Source organism: Streptomyces sp. NPDC006516, assembly GCF_040611875.1.
Classification (GTDB): Bacteria; Actinomycetota; Actinomycetes; order Streptomycetales; family Streptomycetaceae; genus Streptomyces.
In genome coordinates this window covers 925,839-948,216 of record NZ_JBEXPD010000001.1, presented here as the reverse complement: position 1 = coordinate 948,216, position 22,378 = coordinate 925,839, and the positions used below count along the sequence as shown (strand labels likewise).

Here is a 22,378-nt window from a genome sequence, read left to right as displayed (position 1 = left end):
TGCCGATCGTACGGTCAGACGCGCGTGACCGAGGAGACGGGCATCATGCCGACGGGGTCGTAGCGCACCGGGGCGCCGGGGTAAGGGGCGTGGATGACCTGGCCGCCGCCCGCGTACATCCCGATGTGGCTCGCGTCCGCGCGGTAGACGACCAGGTCGCCGGGCCGGGCCTGCGAGAGCGGCACCGTGCGGCCCGCGTACCGCTGGGCCTGCGAGGTTCGGGGCAGGGCGACGCCGGCCTGCGCGTACGCCCACTGCATCAGCCCGGAGCAGTCGAATCCCGCGGGCCCGTTGGCGCCCCACACGTACGGCCTGCCCAGTGCCTGCCGGGCCGCCATGAGGGCCGCCAGGCCGCGTGCCGAGCCGGGCCCCGCCACGGGGGGCGTCCCCTCACGGCCGGAGCGCGAGGCGCGGCCGAGGGACGCACGGTCGGCGGCGGGCAGGGAGCTCAGCAGCTGCCGGGCCGTGGCCAGCTTGCCCTCCACGGTGCGCTTGTGGCGCGCCACGGCAGCCCGGTCGCGCTCCAGGGCGGCGAGGGCACCGGCGGCCTCCGCGCGGCTCTGGGCGATCCTGCGCTGTGCCGCGCGGAGCTTGTGCAGCGTCAGGGCCCGGCGCTCACCGGCCCGCTCCAGGGCCGCCGCCCGGTCCAGATAGGTGTCCGGGTCCGAGGAGAGCAGCAGCGCGACCGAGGGGTCGATGCCGCCGGAGCGGTACTGGGCCACGGCCATCGATCCGAGCGACGCGCGCATCTCGTTGATGTCCTGCTGGGTGCGGGCCGCCGAGTCCTGGGCCCTGGCGACCTTGCCGCGCATCCGGTCCATGTCCTCCCGGGCGGCGTTGTAGCGCTCGGTGGCCCGCTCGGCCTCCCCGTACAGCCGGTCGACGGCGGCCCTGGCCGTCTCGCGGGTGTCCTCGGGGGCGGCACCCGCCGGTGCGGCGCCGAGGCCGGCGGCCGCGGTGGCCGCGGCCGCCGACAGGACGGTTGCCCGGACGCCACGGTTGAGGCCGGGCCGGGTGGGGCGGCGATGCGAGACCACAGGAAGCCGCACTCCCTTCCGCTGTACGCAGATGTGCGCAGCCCCTGCCGCCCGGGAGGGCGGACCGACGACCGGGAGCTGCGCGGCAGCGCAGACAGTAACCGGACGGACACGGAGTGACCAAAGGCCACGCCGGAAGGGGAAGGGGGCACCGTACAGCGGCGCCCCGCCGGTGACCTGGGTCTCCGGCGGGGCGGGGCGTCAGCGAAGGGTGCGGCGATTCGCCCGTTCGGGCGTCAGACGCGCACGCCGAACTGGAAGGAGCCCAGGTACTCCATGGCCTCGTACCGGACGACCTGACCCGGGTACGGCGCGTGCAGGACCTGGTTGTTGCCCGCGTACAGGCCCACGTGCGAGGTGTTGCTGAAGAAGACCAGGTCGCCCGGCTTGAGGGCGCTGCGGCCGATCCGGACACCGTCGTTGACCTGGGTGTACGTGGTGCGGGTGATCTGGACGCCGGCCTGGGCGTAGGCCCACTGGGTCAGCCCCGAGCAGTCGTACGAGTTGGGGCCGGAGCCGCCGGAGACGTACGGCTTGCCGAGCTGCGTGGCGGCGGCCTGGAGGGCGGCGGCACCACGGGCGGACGCGGGGACCTCGTTGCCGAGCTCGACCCGGTCACCGGCGGCGCGGCTGGCGCGCGCCTCGTCCTGGTCCATCTTGGCCCGCTCGGCGGCGGTGAGGGTGTTCAGCAGCTTCTGGGCGGCGGCCAGCTTGCCCTGGTACTTCTTCTTGTTCTCGTTCAGCGTCTCGCGGACGTCGGCGAGGTCGGCGAGCTTGCCCTGCGCCTCCTTGCGCTGCTGCGCGAGGGTCCGCTGCTTCGCCTGGATCTTCTGCAGCGACTCGGCCTGCTTGGCCGTCAGCTGGTCCAGCGCGGAGGCCTGGTCGAGGAAGCTGTCCGGGTCCGAGGAGAGCAGCAGCTGGACGGACGGGTCGAGACCACCGGAGCGGTACTGCGCGGTGGCGAGCGAACCGAGCTCGCCACGCAGGGTGTTGAGCTCGTCCTGGCCGCGGGCGACCTTGTCCTGGAGCGCGTCGGCCTGCTTCTTGAGCTTGTCCTGCTGCTCCTTGGCCCCGTTCGCCTTCTCGGTGGCGACCTCGGCCTCGTGGTAGAGCTTGTCGACCTTCGCCTTGACCTCGCTCTTGGTCGGCTTGGGGTCGGCGTGCGCCGCCTGGGAAGTCAGGGCCACGGCTGCGGCGGCGGTCGCGGTGAGCACGGTCACGCGGGTGCGGCTCGGCTGCTTGGGACGACGGTGGGACGCCACGAAGGCGAGCTCCTTCTTCCTCGAGCCGCCTACCGGGTTGTGGGGGGACAGATGAGAATCCCCGGCTCCGTGCACGTCACGGACTCGGCGGTTCCTTCGCCGTCACCCCGGGTGGGCGATCAACCGTGCGAAGGTTCGAGGCCTGACCCTAGTGACCATCTTGTGATCAGTTCAAATCCTCACGAGCAAAATCTCGTCACACCAGGCACTTCTTTACTTTCATCACACTGGGTGTAGCGGCAAGTTGACGGTACGTTCCATGAATTCCGGCAAGTCACTCAAGCCACACAAGACGCCTCAGACGCGCGAAAGGCGCTTCAGGAGCAAGACGGACGCGACGGGCCTCGCCCCGGCCTTCGCGACACCGTCGGCGACCTCGCGGTCGGTGGAGACCACGACGACGGGTCTGCCCGGCGGTTCGGCGCGCGCCAGCTGCCGGATCAGCTCGTCGGCGGTGACGCCCGCCTTGCTGAAGAGCACGCGCACTCCGCGCGGCGGCGCGAGCAGGACCGGCGCGGCCAGTTCGGCCCCGTCGAATACGCAGGTCATCTCGGCACCGGTCTGGGCCGCGAGGACGGAGAGCCCGCCCAGGAGGCGCAACCGCTGCTTCTCCAGCGGCATCTGCGGATAGCCGGTCTTGGTGACGTTGTAGCCGTCCACGATCAGATGCGCCTGCGGCAGGGCGAGCAGTTGGTCGAGCAGCGCCGGGTCGGTCTCCGAAAGCGCCCTGGCCGCAATGTCCTTGGGCGACATCCGGCCGGGCTCGACCGCTTCGACACCGTCCGCGGGGCGGATCGAGGAGGGAGGCAGGGCGAGTTCACGGCGGAGCCCCTGCGCCGCGTCGAGCACGGTGTCCAGGAGCAGCCTGAGGCGCATGTCCTCGACGGAGCGCCCCTCCCTGGCCGCACGGCGCCCGGCCTCGACGGAGGCCTCCGCCTCGGCCAGCCGCGCCTTCAGCCGGCGGGTCTCGCTCTCGGCGGCGGACACCTGGGCCGCGGCCTCGGCACGCACACCGTCGGCCTCCGCACCCGCCTTGCGCAGGGCGGCCTCACCGCGCTTGATCTCACTGAGGGCGCTGCGCAGCTTGCGGTGCAGGGAGTCGGCCTCCTTGCGGGACGCCTCGAGCTCCGACCGCAGCCGCTCGGTGTCGGCCCTGGTCTGGCCGCGGGCGCGGTCGAGTTCCTCGCGCAGCCGCTCCAGCTCCCGCCGGGTCTCCTCGTCCGCGCGCTCGGCGTGAGCGCGCTGGACCTCCTCACCGGCCGCCGCCACCAGCTTGACCCAGCCCGACGGCCGCAGCACATAGGCCGCGGCGGCCACGTCCACGGGATCGGCGGCCGCGGGCGGCACACCCGACCCCAGCGCCTCGGCCAGCTCCGGCTGGGTCTGGGCGACCCGTTCGGCGATGCGACGGCGGAACGCGGGGTCGCTCTCCAGCGCCGCCGCCATCGCGTTGCCCGCGAACTTGGCCCGTCTGCTCGGGGTGAAGCGGGCGTACTGCCGGAGCTGGGAGGGCAGTTCGCCGACGGTCAGACCGCCGAAGGCGTCCGAGACCAGCGCCACCACCTTGCGGCGCACACCCTCCGGCAGGGGACGGTCGAGCGACTCCGCGGTGCCGTCGGCCGCGTCGGCCGGTTCGGCGCCGCCTGTCGGCTGCTCCACCATCCATCACCCCAATATGTCTGTCCGCGCGGCTCCGTCAGGAGTCGGCGCCCGGCCTGGCGACCAGCTCGATCTGGTCCACCGCGTTGCACCAACGGCAGCGCACCGACTCGATGGTCTCACTGACCACCTCGCGCTCCTCGACACTCGACTCCCCGGCCAGGTCGAGATGGACGTACTCCACGACCTTCGATGAGCGGGTCACATCGAAACGGGTGAGGTTGCCGCAGAGCGTGCAGCGCCAGCGGGTCCCGTCCGTCGGCTGGGGAACCGTCGTCATCGTTGCGTCCTCTTTCGTCGTTCGTCGAGTGTGGTGCGTGTCCAGGTCTTCGATCTCGCGGTGCGCCGTCGAACTGCGGATGTCTTTCGGTAACCCTACGGCCTCGCGCATACCTATCGGCACGGCGAGGCGGTCTGTCCCGTTCTCGCCTGGTGCGTCATGCTCTGCACGTGACCGATTGGCGGAAAGTCGACTGGCGGGAGCGGGCCAGGGAGCTCGGGACCGCGGCCACCGCGGGCGGGGCCCCCGTCACGTACGGGCTCATCGCGCTGTGCTGCGCGGTGTTCCTGATCAGCCCGCTCTCCGGCTTCAACCCCGTCTACGGCAGTGCCGACAGCCTGCTGGCCGCGCAGGCCGGGTACTTCGAGCGGTGGGGTGTGATCCCCAGCGAGCTCGTGGCCGGCTCCGCACGCGCGACGCTGACCCCGCTGACCGCGCTCTTCGTGCACGGCAGCTGGCTGCACCTGCTGGGCAACATGCTGTTCCTGTACGTGTTCGGCGCGATGGCCGAGGAGCGCATGGGCCGGATCGAGTTCAGCTTCTTCTACGTGGCGTGCGGTTACTTCGCGCTCGTGGCCTACGCGGTGGTGCACGCGGATTCCGGCCAGACCCTGGTGGGCGCGTCCGGGGCGATCTCGGCGGTGCTCGGCGCGTTCCTCTACCTCTTCCCCCGCGCCCGGGTCACCAGCCTCTTCCCCTTCCTGTTCTTCCTGCCGCTGCGCTTCCCCGCCTGGATCGTGCTCGTGTTCTGGTTCGTCCTGCAGTGGCTGGCGGCCCGGAGCGCGGGCAGCGGCCCGGGCGTGGCGTACCTCGCGCACGTCGCGGGCTTCGCGGCCGGGTTTCTCTACGCCTGGGTGCGTTTCCGGGGTGGTACTAGAGTGAAGTCTCCAGCCACGGCCACTGAGGGAGAAAGCCAGCCGTGATCACCGCGATCGTGCTCATCAAAACCAGCGTGGACCGGATTCCCGAGATCGCCGAGGCCATCGCGGCGTTGGACAGCGTCAGCGAGGTCTTCTCGGTCACCGGTACGTACGACCTGATCGCCATGGTCCGGGTGCCCCGGCACGACGACCTGGCCGACGTCATCCCCGGCAGGATCAGCAAGATCCCGGGCGTCGAGGCCACCGACACCCATGTCGCCTTCCGGACGTACTCGCAGCACGACCTCGAGGCGGCCTTCGCCATCGGTCTCGACGCCTAGTACGGCACACGGCACACGGCTCCGGCCGGGTGGGGCAGGCAGGCGCCTGCCCCACCCGGCCGGAGCCGTGTCGCTTCCGATCAGACCTGGGCCGCGCCGCGGTCGGGAACGCAGCGGCCGTCCTCGGTGCGGTAGGTCCAGCGGGCCCCCTTGCCGACGAGCTCCCGGACCGCGCCCAGGAACCGCTCGACGTGCTCGTCCGGCGTACCCGCCCCGAAGCTCACCCGGATGGCGTTGAGCGACCGCTCCCCCGGCGCGGCCTCGGGCGCGCCGCACTCGCCCGGGTCCTGCGGCTCGCTGCCGAGCAGGGTGCGCACCAGCGGGTGGGCGCAGAACAGTCCGTCGCGCACCCCGATGCCGTACTCCGCGGAGAGTGCCGCCGCGAAGTGCGAGCTGTTCCAGCCCTCGACCACGAAGGAGATGACGCCGACCCGCGGGGCGTCGTCACCGAACAGCGAGAGCACCTTGACCTCGGGCACGTCCGCGAGGCCCTCACGGACCCGGGAGACCAGCTGCTGCTCCCGTGCGACGAGCTTGTCGAAGCCCGCCTCGGTCAGGGCCTTGCAGGCGGAGGCGATGGAGTAGACACCGATGACGTTGGGCGAGCCGGCCTCGTGCCGGGCGGCCGTGGTGTGCCACTCGACGTCCACGCCGCCGTCGGCGCGCCGGGCGACCTTACGGGAGGCACCGCCGCCCGCGAGGTACGGCTCGGCGTCCCGCAGCCAGTCGGTACGGCCCGCGAGCACGCCCGAGCCGAAGGGCGCGTACAGCTTGTGCCCGGAGAAGGCGACCCAGTCGACGTCCAGCTCGGCGATGTCGACCGGGTGGTGGGGCGCCAGCTGCGCCGCGTCGAGCACGATCCGCGCACCGTGCGCGTGGGCGGCGGCCGCGAGCTCCTTCACCGGCCACAGCTCACCGGTGACATTGGACGCACCGGTGACGCAGACCAGCGCGGGGCCGTGGGGGTCACGGTCGGCGAGGGCCTTCTCCAGCGTGGCCACCGCCTGGGCCGGGGTGCGCGGGGCGTCGAGGTAGGTCACCCGGGCGTCACGCCACGGAAGCAGCGAGGCGTGGTGCTCGGTCTCGAACACGAACACCTCGCAGTCGGCGGGGAGCGCGGCGGCGAGCAGGTTGAGGGAGTCGGTCGTCGAGCGGGTGAAGACCACCTGGTCGTCCGCGCGGCAGCCGAGGAACTCCGCGACGGTCACGCGGCTGCTCTCGAAGAGGTCGGTGGAGAGCTGCGAGAGGTAGCCGGCCCCGCGGTGCACGCTGCCGTAGTACGGGGCGTAGGCGGCCACGTCGTCCCAGACCCGCTGGAGAGCCGGAGCACTGGCGGCGTAGTCGAGGGCCGCGTACGTGACATCTCCGCCCGTCACGAGCGGAACGGTGACATCCGCGCCCAGAACCGGCAGCGGGGCACAAATGGACTGGTCGACGGCAGTGGTGGAGACAGACATGGCGAACTCCCGTAAGAGGCAGGCGAAATCCGCGCGCCGGCAGTCATGAAGGGACGCGGCAGCGCGTGGAGAGAAAAGAAGGGTGCGCGGAGAAGGGCGTTGAGCCCTATCGCATTCGCTTGCTCACAAGAGGCTCCCTGGGACCAGGACCCCAAGGGGTGGCATCAGACGATGCCGAGGGGCCCGCGCTTGCCGCAGACCTCGCTGCCTGCGGCCTGGTCTTCACCCGGGGCACCCCGCCACGGACGGAGGGTTGCCGGACAGCGGGCCGGGGCCGTAGTCGCTGTCACTCATGACCTGCGCAGCATCTTGCCACAACGGCCGCCACGCGCAAGGGCGCAGTCCGCGATGCGGACTGCGCCCTTGATCACACCGTGTGCGCCGTCAGGCGTTGCTGGCCGCCACCCAGCGCTCCAGAGCCCGCTTGGCGGCGCCCGAGTCGATCGACTCCGCGGCCCGCACCATCTTGGCCGCCAGCTGCTCGGTCAGCGTGCCCTCGCCCTGGTCCGACGCGACCAGCGCGGCGGCGGAGTTGAGCAGCACCGCGTCGCGGACCGGGCCGGTCTCCCCGTCGAGCAGCCGCCGGGCGACGTCCGCGTTGTACGAGGCGTCGGCGCCGCGCAGCGCCTCGACGGGCACCAGGTCCAGGCCGACGTCACGCGGGTCGAAGGTCTCCTCGCGCACGGCTCCGTCTCGGACGACCCAGACCCGGGAGGTCGCCGTGGTCGTCAGCTCGTCCAGGCCGTCGTCACCGCGGAAGACCAGCGCCGAGTTCCCCCGGCCGGCCAGCACACCCGCGACGATGGGCGCCATCTTCGCATCGGCCACCCCGATGGCCTGGGAACGCACCCGGGCCGGGTTGGTGAGCGGGCCGAGGATGTTGAAGGTGGTCTGGGTGCCGAGCTCCCTGCGGGCCTTGGCCGCGTACCGGAGAGCCGGGTGGAACTTCACGGCGAAGCAGAAGGTGATGCCCGCCTCCTCGGCGACGGCGACCACGCGCTGCGGAGTCAGCTCCAGGTTCACGCCGAGCTTCTCCAGCACGTCGGATGCGCCGCTCGCCGAGGAGGAGGCGCGGTTGCCGTGCTTGACGACCTTGGCTCCGGCCCCGGCGACGACGATCGCCGACATGGTGGAGATGTTGACCGTCTTGGCCATGTCGCCGCCGGTCCCCACGATGTCGACCGTGTGGCCGGGCACGTCGATGGTGTGGGCGTGTTCGTACATGGCGCGGACCAGGCCCGTGACCTCGTCCACGGTCTCGCCCTTGGACCGCAGAGCCACGGCGAAGCCGGCGATCTGCGCGTCGGTCGCCTCGCCGCTCATGATGCGGTCCATGGCCCACGCGGTGTCGTCCGCGCCCAGGTTCTCGCCGCGCAGCAACGGGGTCAGCACGCCGGGCCAGGTACGGGCCGCCACGCTGTCGCCGCCGTCCGGGGTCACAACGTTCATGGTCCGCTCCTGGGTCCACAGCCGATACAAGGATTGACTCCCACCTTATCCAGGCCCCGGGACAGCGAAGAGCCCCGTCCATCGGATGGACGGGGCTCCTGCTGTGGCGTTCAGCTGAGGTGATCAGTGGTGGCCGTGGCCGCTGGTGATCTCCTTGTACTCCTCGGCGGTGGGCTTGGCGATCTGGTTGTCCTCGCCGTAGTAGCTCTTGCTGAGCCTGACCCGCAGCTTCTGGAGTGCCGACGGCTTGCGCTCGACACCGTTCTCGTCGACCGTCGGGCCGATCTCGAGCGGCTTGTACTGCTCGTGCGCGGTGAGCGTGTGCAGCTGCTCCGGGCCGAGCGGCTCGTGGATCTCCACGAACTCACCGTGCGGCAGGCGCTTGATGGTGCCGGACTCCCGCCCGTGCAGCACCTTCTCCTTGTCGCGGCGCTGGAGGCCGAGGCAGATGCGCCGGGTGACGACGAACGCGAGGACCGGGCCGACGAAGAAGGCGATGCGCACGAACCAGCTGATCGCGTTGAGCGACAGGTGGAAGTGGGTCGCCCAGATGTCGTTGCCGCCGCCGACCAGCATCACGAAGTAGATCGTGATCCAGGCGACACCCAGACCCGTACGGGTCGGAGCGTTGCGCGGACGGTCCAGGATGTGGTGCTCGCGCTTGTCCCCGGTGATCCAGGACTCGATGAACGGGTAGAGCGCCAGCGCCGCGAGGATCACACCGAAGAGGACCAGCGGGATCAGCACGCCCAGGACCAGTGTGTGGCCCCAGAGGTTGATCTCCCAGCCCGGCATCACACGGACGAAGCCTTCGGCGAAGCCCATGTACCAGTCCGGCTGGGCGCCCGTGGACACCTGGTCGGGGCGGTAGGGGCCGAGTGCCCAGATCGGGTTGATCGTGGCGATCGCCGCGATGATCGCGATGAAACCGAAGACCAGGAAGAAGAAGCCTCCGGCCTTGGCCATGTACACCGGGAGCAGCGGCATGCCGACGACGTTCTTGTTCGTGCGGCCGGGACCCGCGAACTGCGTGTGCTTGTGGAAGAAGACCAGGATGAGGTGGCCGACCACGAGCCCGAGCATGATGCCCGGCAGCAGCAGGATGTGGATCGAGTAGAACCTCGCGATGATGTCCGTGCCGGGGAACTCCCCGCCGAACAGGAACATCGAGATGTACGTACCGACGATCGGCATCGACAGGATGGCGCCCTGCGTGAAGCGCACACCCGTACCGGAGAGCAGGTCGTCCGGGAGCGAGTAGCCGGTGAACCCGGTGAACATGCCGAGGACGAACAGCAGGAAGCCGAACAGCCAGTTGATCTCGCGGGGCTTGCGGTACGCGCCGGTGAAGAACACCCGGAACATGTGCACGAACATGCCGGCGAGGAAGATCACCGCTGCCCAGTGGTGGATCTGCCGGACGAGCAGACCACCGCGGACGTCGAAGCTGATGTCCAGCGTCGAGGCGTAGGCCTCGGACATCCGGATGCCCTGCATCGGCTCGTACGAGCCGTGGTAGATGACCTCGTTCATGCTCGGGTGGAAGAACAGCGTCAGGTACACACCCGTGAGGATGATGATGATGAAGCTGTAGAGGCAGATCTCGCCGAGCATGAAGGACCAGTGGTCCGGGAAGATCTTGCGCATGTTGGCCTTGGCCAGGCCGTAGATGCCGAGCCGGCCGTCCGCCCAGTCGGCCACCCGCTCACCGGCGGGCGCCTTGCGCTGTGTTTCCGTCGCAGTACTCATCCGCGCTCCCAGAAGGCAGGACCGACGGGCTCTTCGAAGTCACCGAGCGCCTCGAGGTTGCCCTCGCTGTTCACACCGATCCGCAGCTGCGGAAGGGCGTGACCGGCCGGACCGAAGATGACGCGGGCGCCGTCGGAGAGGTCGAAGGTGGACTGGTGGCACGGGCAGAGCACGTGATGCGTCTGCTGCTCGTACAGGCTGATCGGGCAGCCGACGTGGGTGCAGATCTTGGAGAAGGCCACGATTCCCTCGTGGGCCCACTCGCGCTCGCGCTTGTCCTTGATGTTGTCCGGCTCGATGCGGACGATCATCAGGGCGGCCTTGGCGATCTGCGACTGGAAGTCGTGCGCGTCCTCCTCCAGGCCCTCGGGCATGGCGAAGGTCAGCGAACCGACGACGACGTCCTCGGGACGCAGCGGCTCCATGGTGTTCATGTTGACGAGCAGCTTGCCCTTGGCCCACAGCGTCGAGCGGAGCTTCTTCTCCGGCAGCGGACCCAGGTCGCGCAGCAGGACCACGCCGGAGAGCGGCACCAGGGCCAGCGCGCCGAACATGGTGTTCCGGATCAGCTTCCGCCGGCCGATCGCGGACTCACGGGCGCCGTCCGCGAAGTCGGCCAGGACCTTGGCCTTGACCTCGGGCGTCGCCTCGATCGCGTGCCGGTCGTCGGCGACCTCCACGTCGGACATCAGGGTGCGTGCCCAGTGGACGGCACCCGCGCCGATGCAGAAGAGCGCGAGACCCAGGGTCAGACCCAGGGAGAAGTTGAGCGCGCTCACATGCCCGAACGGCCAGATGTAGACGATCTTGTCGACCGGGAAGATGACGTAGGAGGCGATGAAGCCGACCGTCGCCAGCATGGACAGCGTGAACATGAACGCGACGGCCCGCTCGGAGCGCCTCGCTGCCCGTTCGTCGATGTCCTGGATGCGCGGCTTGTGGGCCGGCAGACCGGGGTTGGCGAACGGGTCGTCCGCCACCTTCACCGCGCCGTGCGCGGTGCCCTGCTCGACCGGCAGGTTCTCTTCTGGAATCTGTTGGCTACTCATGACTTCTTGGCCTTAGCGGTGTGGGCCGCGACCCAGACGGCGATGGCGACCAGGCCGCCCAGGCCGAAGATCCAGCCGAAGAGACCCTCACTCACGGGGCCGAGGCCACCGAGCGAGAGGCCACCGGGGGTCTCGGACTCATCACCGTTGACGGTCTTGATGTACGCGATGATGTCTTTCTTCTCCTGCTCCGGCATCGTGGTGTCGGGGAAGGAGGGCATGCTCTGCGGGCCGGTCTGCATGGCCTCGTAGATGTGCTTCGGGCTCACGCCTTCCAGGCTCGGGGCGTACTTGCCGTTCGTCAGCGCGCCGCCCTCGCCGGTGAAGTTGTGGCACTGCGCGCAGTTGGTACGGAACAGGTCGCCGCCCTTGGCCACGTCCGCGCCGGCGGGGTCGACCTGACTCTCGGTCGGCGTGATCGGACCGGCGCCCAGCGACGCGACGTACGCCGCGAGCTGGTCGATCTCGGCCTGGCTGTAGATGACCTTCTTCTTCGGTACCTGGGCGCCCGGCTGCTGGGCCGGCATACGTCCGGTGCCGACCTGGAAGTCGACGGCCGCGGAGCCGACGCCCACGAGGGACGGCCCGTCGGTGGTGCCCTGACCGCCGGATCCGTGGCAGCTGGCACAGCCCACGGAGTAGAGCTTCTTGCCCTCGTCGATGGCGAGGGACTGGGCGGTGTCGTCGGCCTGCGCCTTACCCGCAGGCGCGAACGCGGCGTACAGCCCCCCGGTAGCCGCCAGCGCGAGGAGTAGTACGACGACTGCCGCCAGCGGATGGCGTCGTCGTGCGGAGAGCTTTTTCACGGATTACCCCGGTGTCAGGATCTTCTGCGTCGATGATGGGTGGGTGCGAGCCCGGTTACTTGATCATGTAGATCGTGGCGAACAGGCCGATCCAGACGACATCGACGAAGTGCCAGTAGTAGGACACGACGATGGCTGCGGTGGCCTGCTCATGGGTGAATCTCGAGGCCGCGTATGTCCTGCCCAGTACGAGCAGGAAGGCGATGAGACCGCCTGTCACATGCAGACCGTGGAAGCCGGTCGTCAGGTAGAACACCGAGCCGTACGGGTCGGAGGACAGGGAGAGACCCGCCTCCTTGACCAGCTCGGTGTACTCGAGGACCTGGCCTCCGATGAAGATCGCACCCATCACGAACGTGATGATGAACCAGGTGCGGAGCTTCTTCACATCGCCCCGCTCCGCGGCGAAAACGCCGAGCTGGCAGGTGAGAGAGGAAAGCACCAGGATCGTGGTGTTCGTCGCCGAGAACGGGAAGTTCAGATGGTGAGCCATCTCCTTCCAGTGATCGGGTCCCATCACCGATCGCAGGGTGAAGTACATCGCGAAGAGGGCCGCGAAGAACATCAGCTCGGAACTCAACCAGATGATGGTTCCGACGCTGGTGAGGTTCGGTCGATTGACCGACGGGTGCGCGTGCCCGGTTTCTACTGTCGTTGCTGTCGCCACGACCGACATTATGTCGGTCGCTTATCCCGCCCTCACTCCGGGGGGTGCCGTTCGGTGTGTCAGCGGTGTGTGTCCTCACCGAACGGCCCATCGAATCGCTGTCCTTACCGGTGCTGACAGGCTGTCCGCCGGAGTACGATCCGCCCATCGGTTCATGCCCCGAGAGCCCCGAAGACACAGACGTCACGGAGGAACAATGCAGCCGACCGCCACGGTCCTGGTCTACAGCGACGACGCCCACACCCGCGAGCAGGTGAGGCTGGCAGCCGGGCGCAGGCCTGCGGCGGACGTTCCACCGGTGCGGTTCCTGGAGTGCGCCACCCTGCCCGCCGTACTGAGCGCGCTGGACCGGGGCGGCATCGACGTCTGCGTGCTGGACGGCGAGACGGCTCCGGCGGGCGGTATGGGCGTCTGCCGGCAGATCAAGGACGAGATCTTCGACTGCCCGCCCGTGCTGCTGCTGATCGGGCGCCCCCAGGACGCCTGGCTGGCCACGTGGAGCCGTGCGGACGCCGCCGTGACCCATCCTGTCGACCCGGTCGACTTCTCGGACGCCCTGGCCTCCCTGCTGCGCCACAGGCTGTCCGTAGGAGCCTGAGGCGAAGGGGCCCCGATCCCCTTCGCGGTGTTCCCGCGGGGCGCTGCGCACTCCGGGCCGGATCAGACCTGGGGGCGCAGCCGCGCCGTGCGGACGTCGGTGCCCGTGTCGGGAGTGCCGGTGTCCGGTGTGCCGTCGCCGTGCAGGGCGCTGCCCTTGAGCCAGGCGTCCCAGGCCAGGTTCCAGTCGCCGAAGCCGTTGTCGAACGGCGTCATCATCTCGCCGTCGCTGCCCACGACCTTGACGATGTCGCCTTCGCGCACGGTCTCGAAGAACCATTCGGCGTCGGCGGTGCTCATGCCCGTACAGCCGTGGCTGACGTTGGCGTTGCCCTGTGAACCGGTGGACCAGGGTGCGGCGTGGACGTACTCGCCGCTCCAGGTGACGCGGGTGGCCCAGTAGACGGGCAGGTCGTAGGACTCCGAGGAGCCCGCGGCGATGCCGATGCTCTCGCCGCGCATGCGTACGAACTGTTCCTTGGCCAGCACGACCTTGACGCCGTTGCGCGTGTCGAATCCGGGCTTGCCCGTGGTGACCGGAATGGTGTTGATCACTTCACCGTTGCGCAGGACCGTCATGGAGTGGTCCGCGGCGTCGGTGATGGCTTCTATCCGGTCGCCGGTGGTGAGTTTGAGGGGCTTCGTCTCGGCCCCGTGGAGGGCGTCGGTGACCTTGATGCCCTTGAGGTTGCTGCGGAGGTCGATGCTGGCGCCGGCCGGCCAGTACTCCTTGGGGCGGTAGTGCAGGGTCTTGGCGTCGACCCAGTGCCAGGAGCCCGTGACGGCCGGGGTGGACCGGACCTGGAGCCCGCGCTCCACGGTGGCCCTGGCCGCCCGGCCGGAGACCGGAGCGCTGAGTTCCGCTGTGAGGGGCTGTCCGACACCGTAGGTGCCCGCCTGCGGGCCGAAGGAGACCTTCAGGAGCTTCTTGGCCGCGGCCGTCCCGAAGGCGTACGTACGGCTGCCAGGGGCGCCGTCGCCGTTCTCGGTGGAGACCTTGACGGTGTATCGGGTGCCGGCGGCGAGGGAGGTGGTGGAGTGCCAGCGCTTCCCGTCGGCGTCCAGTTCACCGGCCAGGTGACGCCCTTCGGTGTCCACGGCCGTCACGTCCGTGATCTTGGCGTCGTCCTCCTTGACGGTGACTTCGAGGGGCGTGTCGGGGTCGGCCGTCCTGTCCTTGGCCGGCCCGTTGAAGGAGATGAGGTCGGCCGCGTCGTGGGGCTTCAGTGACAGCGGATGACCATCGGGCTCGCCACAGGCGGTCGCACCAGCGACCAGGGTCACGACCAGCAGGGTGCAGCTCACTACGGTGCGGATGCGCGGCGTGTGGTTCATGAACCCACGCTAAGAAGATTCATCCGATCCAGCGCGTTCAGTGACTGCAAACGGGGGCCCGGCCCGCTCATCACTGAGCGGTCCGGGCCCCCGTACGGGTGCTGCGCGTCCTCGGACGGCGTGTCCTACTGGGTGCGGTTCTCGCCCCTGTAGTACTCGAAGACCCAGCCGAAGAGGCCGATCAGGAGCAGCGGGGCCGAGAAGTAGGCCAGCCACCAGCCGAACACGACGGACATGAAGAGGAACGCGCCGCCGATGGCCAGCGAGAGCGGCTGCCAGCTGTGCGGCGAGAAGAAGCCGACCTCACCGGCTTCGTCCGCGACATCGGCCTCCTTGTTGTCCTGGGCCATCGCGTCGACCCTGTTGGCCGTGAAGGCCAGGTAGAAGCCGATCATGATGGTCAGTCCGAAGGACAGGACCAGCGCGGTGGTACCGACCGGCTCCTTCGACCAGACGCCGTAGGTGACGGCCATGGCCAGCATGAAGATGCTCAGCCAGATGAAGAGCTTGCCCTGGATCTTCACTTGCCGTCCTCCTTGCCACCGACGAGGACCTTGTCACCCTCGGACAGGTGATCGAGCTGCTCGAGCGCCGCGATCTCCGGGTGGTGCAGGTCGAACGCCGGGGATTCGGAGCGGATGCGCGGCAGGCTGAGGAAGTTGTGCCGCGGCGGCGGGCACGACGTCGCCCATTCGAGCGAACGGCCGTAGCCCCACGGGTCGTCGACCTCGATCTTCTTGCCGTACTTGGCGGTCTTCCAGACGTTGTAGAAGAACGGCAGGATCGACAGTCCGAGCACGAACGAGGAGATCGTCGAGATCGTGTTGAGGGCGGTGAAGCCGTCGGCGGCGAGGTAGTCCGCGTAACGACGCGGCATGCCCTCGGCACCGAGCCAGTGCTGCACCAGGAAGGTGCCGTGGAAGCCGATGAACAGCGTCCAGAAGGTGATCTTCCCGAGCCGCTCGTCCAGCATCTTGCCGGTGAACTTCGGCCACCAGAAGTGGAATCCGGCGAACATCGCGAAGACCACGGTGCCGAAGACGACGTAGTGGAAGTGCGCGACGACGAAGTACGAGTCGGAGATGTGGAAGTCCAGCGGCGGCGAGGCCAGGATCACACCGGTCAGACCACCGAAGGCGAAGGTGATCAGGAAGCCGACCGACCAGAGCATCGGTGTCTCGAAGGACAACGACCCCTTCCACATCGTGCCGATCCAGTTGAAGAACTTCACACCGGTCGGTACCGCGATGAGGAACGTCATGAAGGAGAAGAACGGCAGCAGCACACCGCCGGTGACATACATGTGGTGGGCCCACACCGTCACCGAAAGGCCGGCAATGGCGATCGTCGCGGCGACCAGACCGATATAACCGAACATCGGCTTGCGGCTGAACACCGGAATGATCTCGGAAATGATTCCGAAGAACGGTAGAGCGATGATGTACACCTCTGGATGGCCGAAGAACCAGAAGAGGTGTTGCCAGAGCAATGCGCCACCGTTGGACGCGTCGAAGATGTGCGCACCGAATTTACGGTCCGCCTCCAGCGCGAAGAGCGCGGCGGCGAGGACCGGGAAGGCCAGCAGGACCAGGACACCGGTCAGCAGGACGTTCCAGGTGAAGATCGGCATGCGGAACATCGTCATGCCGGGCGCGCGCATGCAGATGATCGTGGTGATGAAGTTGACCGAACCGAGGATCGTGCCGAAGCCGGAGAAGGCCAGACCCATGATCCACATGTCGGCGCCGACGCCCGGCGACCGGACCGCGTCCGACAGCGGGGAGTAGGCGAACCAGCCGAAGTCGGCGGCACCCTGCGGGGTGAGGAAGCCGGCCACCGCGATCAGCGAGCCGAAGAGGTACAGCCAGTACGCGAACATGTTCAGCCGCGGGAACGCCACGTCGGGCGCGCCGATCTGCAGCGGCATGATCCAGTTCGCGAAACCGGCGAACAGCGGCGTCGCGAACATCAGCAGCATGATCGTGCCGTGCATCGTGAACGCCTGGTTGAACTGCTCGTTCGACATGATCTGCGTACCCGGACGGGCCAGCTCGGCGCGCATGAAGAGCGCCAGCAGACCGCCGATGCAGAAGAAGGCGAACGAGGTGACCAGGTACATCGTGCCGATCGTCTTGTGGTCGGTGGTGGTCAGCCACTTGACGACGACACTTCCCGGCTGCTTGCGCCGTACCGGCAGCTCGTCCTCGAACGAGTCATCTGCTGCCGCGGCACCCTGGGATTCGTTGAGGATGCTCACAGTTTGTTCGTCTCCGCATTCCTGGCCGGGTCCGTCTGCTCGATGCCTGCCGGCACGTAGCCCGTCTGACCCTTCTCCGCCAGCTCCTTGAGGTGCTGCTGGTAACGCTCGGGAGAAACGATCTTGACGTTGAAGAGCATCCGGGAGTGGTCGACGCCGCAGAGCTCGGCGCACTTACCCATGTAGGTGCCCTCCTTCGTCGGCGTGACCTCGAAGGAGTTGGTGTGGCCCGGAATGACGTCCTGCTTCATGAGGAACGGCACCACCCAGAAGGAGTGGATGACGTCACGCGAAGTCAGGATGAAACGGACCTTCTCGCCCTTCGGCAGCCACAGGGTCGGCCCCGGGTTGCCGTTCTGCGGGTTACGAGTGCCGGGGATGCCCACGTCGTAGACGCCGCCGGCGCCCGCGGGGAAGTCCTTGCGGTACTTGTCGGGGATGGCGTCGAGTTCCTTCGGGATCTCGCTGCCGGCGGAGGGCTGGCCCTCCACCTTCTCGATGTAGTTGAAGCCCCAGCTCCACTGGTAGCCGACCACGTTGATGGTGTGGGCGGGCTTGGGAGTGAGCTCCAGGAGCTTCGATTCATCGCGCGCGGTGAAGTAGAAGAGCACCGAGACGATGATGAGGGGAACCACTGTGTACAACGCCTCGATGGGCATGTTGTACCTGGTCTGCTGAGGTACCTCCACCTTGGTCCTGCTACGCCGGTGGAAGATGACGCTCCAGATGATCAGCCCCCAGACAAGGACACCCGTGGCGAGCGCTGCCGCCCACGAGCCCTGCCAGAGGGAGAGGATCCGAGGGGCCTCTTCCGTTACCGGGGTGGGCATACCGAGGCGGGGAAAATCCTCCCAGTTGTATGAACAACCGGAGGCCGTCGCCAGGACCAGGCCCGCAGTCAGCACCTGCGGCAGCTTCCGCCGCATCGGGCGCCGCGACGAGCGGTCGGAGCCGTTGGGACTCACGTAGCGCCTTCCCGAGAGTCTCGCCCGCACGGTCGGCGCGGCCGTCTCGCTTGGTCGGTCGCCGGCCCTGACGCGGGCAGGGGTTTGGATGTTTATGCGGACCAAACCCTACTGGACGCTATTTGGGGTCGCGCGGGGAGGGTGCCCAACGCGCCGCCCGACACCCCGAAGGGGTGGAATCCGAGCCTCCGGCCGTCATCTGACGCCCCCTCTTCCCACCCCCACGGCACTCCCGCCCCTGGTCGCGCCCCCCTGCGGGCTAGCGTGGCGGCGTGCCCTACTTCGACGCGGCTTCCTCCGCCCCCCTGCATCCCGTCGCCCGCCAGGCCCTGCTTGCCTCACTGGACGAGGGCTGGGCCGATCCCGCCCGGCTCTACCGCGAGGGGCGGCGGGCCGCCATGCTCCTGGACGCGGCCAGGGAGACCGCGGCGGAGGCGGTCGGCTGCCGTCCGGACGAGCTGGTCTTCACCTCCTCCGGCACCCGGGCGGTGCACTCGGCGGTGTCCGGATCACTTGCCGGCCGTCGGCGTGTCGGACGCCATCTGGTGCTGTCGGCCGTCGAACACTCCTCCGTCCTCCATTCGGCCGCCGCCCTGGAGGCGGAGGGCGGGTCGTTCACGGAGGTGCCGGTGGACCGGGCCGGGGCGGTGGACGCGTCGGCGTACGCCCGCGCACTGCGCCCGGACACCGCGCTGGCCTGTCTGCAGTCCGCCAACCACGAGGTCGGGACCGTGCAGCCCGTGGCGGAGGTGGCCGAGGTCTGCGCCGAGGCGGGGGTCCCCTTGCTGGTGGACGCCGCCCAGTCGCTCGGATGGGGCCCCGTGCAGGGCCGCTGGTCGCTCCTGGCGGCCTCCGCCCACAAGTGGGGCGGGCCGGCCGGGGTCGGGCTGCTCGCCGTACGCAAGGGCGTCCGGTTCGCTCCCCAAGGGCCGGTCGACGAGCGGGAGTCGGGCCGGGCCGCGGGGTTCGAGAACCTCCCGGCGATCGTGGCCGCCGCTGCCTCGCTGCGGGCCGTACGCGCGGAGGCCGCAGCCGAGGACGCGCGGCTGCGCGCACTGGTGGACCGCATCCGTGCCGGGGTGGCGGACCTGGTGCCCGACGTGGAGGTGACCGGGGATCCGGTGCGGCGGCTGCCCCATCTGGTCACCTTCTCCTGTCTCTATGTCGACGGAGAGACATTGCTGCACGAGCTGGACCGGGCCGGATTCTCCGTTTCGTCTGGTTCGTCCTGTACGAGCAGCACGCTGACGCCCAGCCATGTCCTGAAGGCGATGGGGGTGCTCACGGAAGGAAACATCCGCGTGTCACTGCCGGCGGGGACTGCGGAGAGCGATGTCGACGGCTTCCTCGGCGTGCTGCCGGGCGTGGTGGCCGAGGTCCGGGAGCGGCTCGGCGCACCCGCCTCGCCCGCCGCCTCCCCCACGCCCCGGGCGTCGCTGGTGGTGGACGCGCTGGGCCGGCGCTGCCCGATCCCGGTGATCGAGCTCGCAAAGGTGATCGGAGAGGTACCCGTGGGCGGCACGGTGACGGTGCTCGCCGACGACGAGGCCGCCCGGCTCGACATTCCGGCCTGGTGCGCGATGCGCGAACAGGAGTACGTGGGTGAGGAGCCGGCGGACCGCGGCTCGGCCTATGTGGTGCGCCGGCTCCTGTGACCCGTACGCCCGGTCAGGAAAGGTGCTTGCGGACCTCGGTGGCGGCCTCGTCGCCGTAGGCCTTGGTGAAGCGGTCCATGAAGTGGGTGCGGCGCAGGGTGTACTCCTGGGTGCCCACGGTCTCGATGACCAGGGTGGCGAGCATGCAGCCGACCTGCGCGGCGCGTTCCAGGTTGACGCCCCAGGCGAGGCCCGAGAGGAAGCCGGCCCGGAAGGCGTCGCCGACACCGGTCGGGTCGGCCTTGCGCTCCTCCTCGGCGCAGGCGACCTCGATGGGGTCATGGCCGGCCTGGTCGATGCGGACCCCACGGGCGCCGAGGGTGGTGACGCGGTGGCCGACCCGGGAGAGGATCTCCTCGTCGCTCCAGCCGGTCTTGGACTCGATGAGCCCCTTCTCGTACTCGTTGGAGAAGAGGTACGTCGCGCCGTCGAGGAGGATCCGGATCTCCTCGCCGTCCATCCGGGCGATCTGCTGCGAGAAGTCCGCGGCGAACGGGATGCCCCGCGAACGGCACTCCTCCGTGTGGCGGAGCATCGCTTCGGGGTCGTCGGCGCCGATGGAGACGAGGTCGAGTCCGCCCACCCGGTCGGCGACGCTCTTGAGCTCGATCAGCCGGGCCTCGCTCATCGCGCCCGTGTAGAAGGAGCCGATCTGGTTGTGGTCCGAGTCCGTCGTGCAGACGAAGCGGGCCGTGTGCAGGACCTCGGAGATCCTGACCGAGCCGGTGTCGACGCCGTGCCGGTCGAGCCAGGCGCGGTAGTCGTCGAAGTCCGCCCCGGCGGCACCGACCAGGATCGGCTCCGTTCCGAGCAGACCCATGCCGAAGGCGATGTTGGCGGCGACACCCCCGCGGCGCACGTCGAGGTTGTCGACGAGGAAGGAGAGGGAGACCGTGTGCAGCTGGTCCGCGACCAACTGGTCGGCGAAACGGCCGGGGAAGGTCATCAGGTGGTCGGTGGCGATGGAGCCGGTGACTGCAATGCGCACGGCGAGGATGCTCCTGCGGGTGGCGGACGGGACGCGGCGAGCGCGCCCGGCCGGGACGGCATGACAGTTCACGCTACCCGCTGCGGCGATCTCGCTCGAAGGGGCAAAACTACCCGATAGTAGGTCTTTCTACCTGAGCTCCACCCTGCGTACGGTGCGGATATGTCGAACACCATTGTTCCGCGTGAATCCGAGATGAGCCTGGCCGAGCTGCGCGGCGACTGCGCGCGGATGGCTCCGCACTGGGTCGTACCCGCCAAGACCGCCACCGAGCCGGTGGAGCCCTCCCGTATCCACGGGGTCACCGTGCCGCCGTCCTCCGCCCGGCTGATCGACGCCATGTCCGACTACGGGGACTGATCGGGGCGGCTCCCCCGCGCATGCGGGTGGAACCGCACGCTCCTCCGCCCCGTCCCACCGGTGTCCCCACGTTGGGGACGGACGATGCGCCAGTGACGGCCAGGCAGCCGAAGGAGCGATCCGGTGAGCACCGAGCGACCCGAGAATGACGTGACCGGCCCACGGCGGCGGCGCTCGCCGCTCGCCGTGGCCACGGTGGCAGCGGCCGTGCTGCTGACCGGGGGCGGGGCGGCCTACTGGGCCTCCACGGCCGCGGGCGACGCCGGTACGGACCCCGGGCGGGCAGCCGCGGACGGCACGCCTCCGCCCTTGGCCCTGGACCTCGCGGACGGCCCCTCGGCGCCGCCACAGGGCATCGCGCCGGGAGAACCCGACCCGCACGGCGGCGCGGTCGTGTACCGCTCCGATGGCGAACTGCCCGAAGGCCCCGGCACGGCCGCCGTCCACCGGGCGGAGGGCACGGTGAGCGCGGCCGAGGTGACACGGCTGGCAAGGGCCCTCGGGGTGCCGGGCACGCCCCGCGCGGAGGGCACGGCCTGGAAGGTGGGCAGCGAGGGGGACGGGTCGGGGCCCTTCCTGCGGGTGAACAAGCAGGCGCCCGGAACCTGGACGTTCGCGCGGTACGCCGTGGGCGGCACGGATGCCTGCGAGTCCGCCGAGACCTGTTCGAGGAGCGGGACGGCTCCGTCCGGCTCCCCCGTGGGTGAGAAGGCCGCGAAGGCCGCGGCGGTTCCGGTGCTGAAGGCCTTGGGGCAGGACGGCGCCGCTCTCGACGCGCGCCAGCTGATGGGTGCCGTACGGGTGGTGAACGCCGACCCCGTGGTCGGCGGACTGCCGACCTACGGCTGGTCGACCGGGATCCAGGTGGGCGCGGACGGTGAGATCGTCGGCGGCAGCGGGCATCTGAAGGGGCTGGAGAAGGACGACAGCTATCCGGTGCTCGCCGCGCAGGACGCGCTCAAGCAGCTGAACGCGGAGAGCTCGCGGGCTGCGAAGGGCGGCATCGGCGGCTGCGCGACCCCGGTGCCCCTGGAAGGCGATGCGGTCGAGGGCGGTCCGGCCTCGCCGCAGGCCGGCTGCGAGGCGCGGCAGGACACGCCGCCGCCCACCACGATGAGGGTCGAGAAGGCCACGTTCGGACTCGCCGCCCGGACCTCGGCCGGGGAGCCGGTCCTGGTGCCCTCGTGGCTGTTCTCCGTACGGCCCGACGGGGGCGGCCCGGAGCGCACCGTCGTACAGGTCGCGGTGGATCCGGAGCACCTGGCGCCGGACGCGAGCAGTCCCGCTCCGGAACCCACGCGGGCCCCTGAGGGCCGGGGTACGGAGATCCTCTCGTACAGCTCGGACGGCCGGACGCTGGAGGTCACCTTCTGGGGCGGCGTGTGCAGCACCTACGAGGCCGGCGCCACGGAGGACGGCAGGCGGGTCCGGGTCACGGTCGCCGAGTCGCAGCCGGAGCCGGGGAAGGCGTGCATCATGATCGCCAAGGAGCTGACCCGGACGGTGACACTGGACGCGCCGCTGGAGGGCCGGACCGTGGTCGACGCGGACACCGGCAGGACGGTACCGCGCGCCTGAGCCCTCCGCGCGGCACGGCGGTCATGA

The 22,378-nt window shown here is 69.6% G+C and carries 21 protein-coding genes and 1 riboswitch; of the genes, 6 read left to right on the top strand and 15 right to left on the bottom strand.

Features of this window, described 5'->3' with window-relative positions; translation table 11 throughout:
- Positions 1 to 14 precede the first annotated feature (14 nt).
- The 4 genes from ABZY45_RS04170 to ABZY45_RS04155 all read right to left on the bottom strand — a co-directional run bounded on the left by ABZY45_RS04170 (position 15) and on the right by ABZY45_RS04155 (position 4,238).
- Positions 15 to 1,037: a C40 family peptidase gene (locus ABZY45_RS04170; RefSeq protein WP_356735878.1), complete on the bottom strand. Its 1,023-nt coding sequence runs from the start codon at positions 1,035 to 1,037 to the stop codon at positions 15 to 17.
- Between the two features lie 236 nt (positions 1,038 to 1,273).
- On the bottom strand, positions 1,274 to 2,299 hold the full coding sequence (locus ABZY45_RS04165; protein ID WP_356735877.1) for an NlpC/P60 family protein: 1,026 nt from the start codon (positions 2,297 to 2,299) through the stop codon (positions 1,274 to 1,276).
- Positions 2,300 to 2,596: 297 nt separating this feature from the next.
- On the bottom strand, positions 2,597 to 3,958 hold the full coding sequence (locus ABZY45_RS04160; RefSeq protein ID WP_356735875.1) for an NYN domain-containing protein: 1,362 nt from the start codon (positions 3,956 to 3,958) through the stop codon (positions 2,597 to 2,599).
- Between the two features lie 37 nt (positions 3,959 to 3,995).
- Positions 3,996 to 4,238: a hypothetical protein gene (locus ABZY45_RS04155; protein ID WP_145802061.1), complete on the bottom strand. Its 243-nt coding sequence runs from the start codon at positions 4,236 to 4,238 to the stop codon at positions 3,996 to 3,998.
- 170 nt (positions 4,239 to 4,408) lie between these two features.
- Between ABZY45_RS04155 and ABZY45_RS04150 the strand changes: the two genes are divergently transcribed.
- On the top strand, positions 4,409 to 5,161 hold the full coding sequence (locus ABZY45_RS04150) for a rhomboid family intramembrane serine protease (protein ID WP_356735872.1): 753 nt from the start codon (positions 4,409 to 4,411) through the stop codon (positions 5,159 to 5,161).
- Positions 5,158 to 5,439 (top strand): Lrp/AsnC ligand binding domain-containing protein, encoded by a 282-nt coding sequence (locus ABZY45_RS04145; RefSeq protein WP_326765141.1) that lies wholly within the window; start codon positions 5,158 to 5,160, stop codon positions 5,437 to 5,439. Before ABZY45_RS04150 ends, ABZY45_RS04145 begins: the two co-directional genes overlap by 4 nt.
- Before the next feature lie 80 nt (positions 5,440 to 5,519).
- Here ABZY45_RS04145 and ABZY45_RS04140 read toward each other — a convergent pair whose 3' ends face one another.
- From ABZY45_RS04140 to ABZY45_RS04115, 6 genes are all read right to left on the bottom strand, one after another.
- The gene (locus ABZY45_RS04140) at positions 5,520 to 6,896 is read right to left on the bottom strand and encodes an aminotransferase class V-fold PLP-dependent enzyme (RefSeq protein ID WP_356735870.1); all 1,377 of its coding nucleotides are present in this window, start codon (positions 6,894 to 6,896) and stop codon (positions 5,520 to 5,522) included.
- Positions 6,897 to 7,076: 180 nt separating this feature from the next.
- Positions 7,077 to 7,194: riboswitch (SAM riboswitch) on the bottom strand.
- An 86-nt stretch (positions 7,195 to 7,280) separates the two neighbouring features.
- Positions 7,281 to 8,345, bottom strand: a complete 1,065-nt coding sequence (trpD, locus tag ABZY45_RS04135) for an anthranilate phosphoribosyltransferase (RefSeq protein WP_356735868.1) — start codon at positions 8,343 to 8,345, stop codon at positions 7,281 to 7,283.
- Positions 8,346 to 8,468: 123 nt separating this feature from the next.
- Positions 8,469 to 10,094 carry a cytochrome bc complex cytochrome b subunit gene (locus ABZY45_RS04130; protein ID WP_356735866.1) on the bottom strand — a complete coding sequence of 542 codons (1,626 nt, stop codon included), beginning with the start codon at positions 10,092 to 10,094 and terminating at the stop codon, positions 8,469 to 8,471.
- Positions 10,091 to 11,143 carry a Rieske 2Fe-2S domain-containing protein gene (locus ABZY45_RS04125; RefSeq protein ID WP_356735864.1) on the bottom strand — a complete coding sequence of 351 codons (1,053 nt, stop codon included), beginning with the start codon at positions 11,141 to 11,143 and terminating at the stop codon, positions 10,091 to 10,093. The genes ABZY45_RS04130 and ABZY45_RS04125 overlap by 4 nt, the downstream gene beginning before the upstream one ends.
- Positions 11,140 to 11,949, bottom strand: a complete 810-nt coding sequence (locus ABZY45_RS04120) for a c-type cytochrome (protein WP_145802047.1) — start codon at positions 11,947 to 11,949, stop codon at positions 11,140 to 11,142. Before ABZY45_RS04120 ends, ABZY45_RS04125 begins: the two co-directional genes overlap by 4 nt.
- Positions 11,950 to 12,004: 55 nt before the next feature.
- Entirely contained in the window at positions 12,005 to 12,625 is a 621-nt protein-coding gene (locus tag ABZY45_RS04115; RefSeq protein WP_014045480.1) for a heme-copper oxidase subunit III, read from the bottom strand.
- 187 nt (positions 12,626 to 12,812) lie between these two features.
- Between ABZY45_RS04115 and ABZY45_RS04110 the strand changes: the two genes are divergently transcribed.
- The gene (locus ABZY45_RS04110; RefSeq protein ID WP_356735861.1) at positions 12,813 to 13,214 is read left to right on the top strand and encodes a hypothetical protein; all 402 of its coding nucleotides are present in this window, start codon (positions 12,813 to 12,815) and stop codon (positions 13,212 to 13,214) included.
- 62 nt (positions 13,215 to 13,276) lie between these two features.
- Here the strand turns inward: ABZY45_RS04110 and ABZY45_RS04105 are convergent, their stop codons facing one another.
- The 4 genes from ABZY45_RS04105 to coxB form a co-directional block, all read right to left on the bottom strand.
- Entirely contained in the window at positions 13,277 to 14,548 is a 1,272-nt protein-coding gene (locus tag ABZY45_RS04105; RefSeq protein ID WP_356735859.1) for an Ig-like domain-containing protein, read from the bottom strand.
- A gap of 125 nt (positions 14,549 to 14,673) precedes the next feature.
- Entirely contained in the window at positions 14,674 to 15,072 is a 399-nt protein-coding gene (locus tag ABZY45_RS04100; protein ID WP_145802041.1) for a cytochrome c oxidase subunit 4, read from the bottom strand.
- Positions 15,069 to 16,805 (bottom strand): cytochrome c oxidase subunit I, encoded by a 1,737-nt coding sequence (gene ctaD, locus ABZY45_RS04095; protein ID WP_356735857.1) that lies wholly within the window; start codon positions 16,803 to 16,805, stop codon positions 15,069 to 15,071. Before ctaD ends, ABZY45_RS04100 begins: the two co-directional genes overlap by 4 nt.
- Complete coding sequence (gene coxB, locus ABZY45_RS04090; RefSeq protein ID WP_356735855.1) at positions 16,802 to 17,770, bottom strand: cytochrome c oxidase subunit II; 969 nt, start codon at positions 17,768 to 17,770, stop codon at positions 16,802 to 16,804. The genes ctaD and coxB overlap by 4 nt, the downstream gene beginning before the upstream one ends.
- 272 nt (positions 17,771 to 18,042) lie before the next feature.
- On the opposite strand from coxB, the gene ABZY45_RS04085 reads away from it, so the two are divergent.
- Complete coding sequence (locus tag ABZY45_RS04085; protein ID WP_356735853.1) at positions 18,043 to 19,425, top strand: aminotransferase class V-fold PLP-dependent enzyme; 1,383 nt, start codon at positions 18,043 to 18,045, stop codon at positions 19,423 to 19,425.
- A gap of 13 nt (positions 19,426 to 19,438) precedes the next feature.
- On the opposite strand, the gene ABZY45_RS04080 is transcribed toward ABZY45_RS04085, so the two are convergent.
- Positions 19,439 to 20,413 (bottom strand): carbohydrate kinase family protein, encoded by a 975-nt coding sequence (locus tag ABZY45_RS04080; RefSeq protein WP_356735851.1) that lies wholly within the window; start codon positions 20,411 to 20,413, stop codon positions 19,439 to 19,441.
- A 162-nt stretch (positions 20,414 to 20,575) separates the two neighbouring features.
- Between ABZY45_RS04080 and ABZY45_RS04075 the strand changes: the two genes are divergently transcribed.
- Complete coding sequence (locus ABZY45_RS04075) at positions 20,576 to 20,773, top strand: hypothetical protein (RefSeq protein WP_356735849.1); 198 nt, start codon at positions 20,576 to 20,578, stop codon at positions 20,771 to 20,773.
- 123 nt (positions 20,774 to 20,896) lie between these two features.
- Positions 20,897 to 22,351, top strand: coding sequence for a hypothetical protein (locus ABZY45_RS04070; protein WP_356735847.1), 1,455 nt, complete (start codon positions 20,897 to 20,899; stop codon positions 22,349 to 22,351).
- Positions 22,352 to 22,378 lie beyond the last annotated feature (27 nt).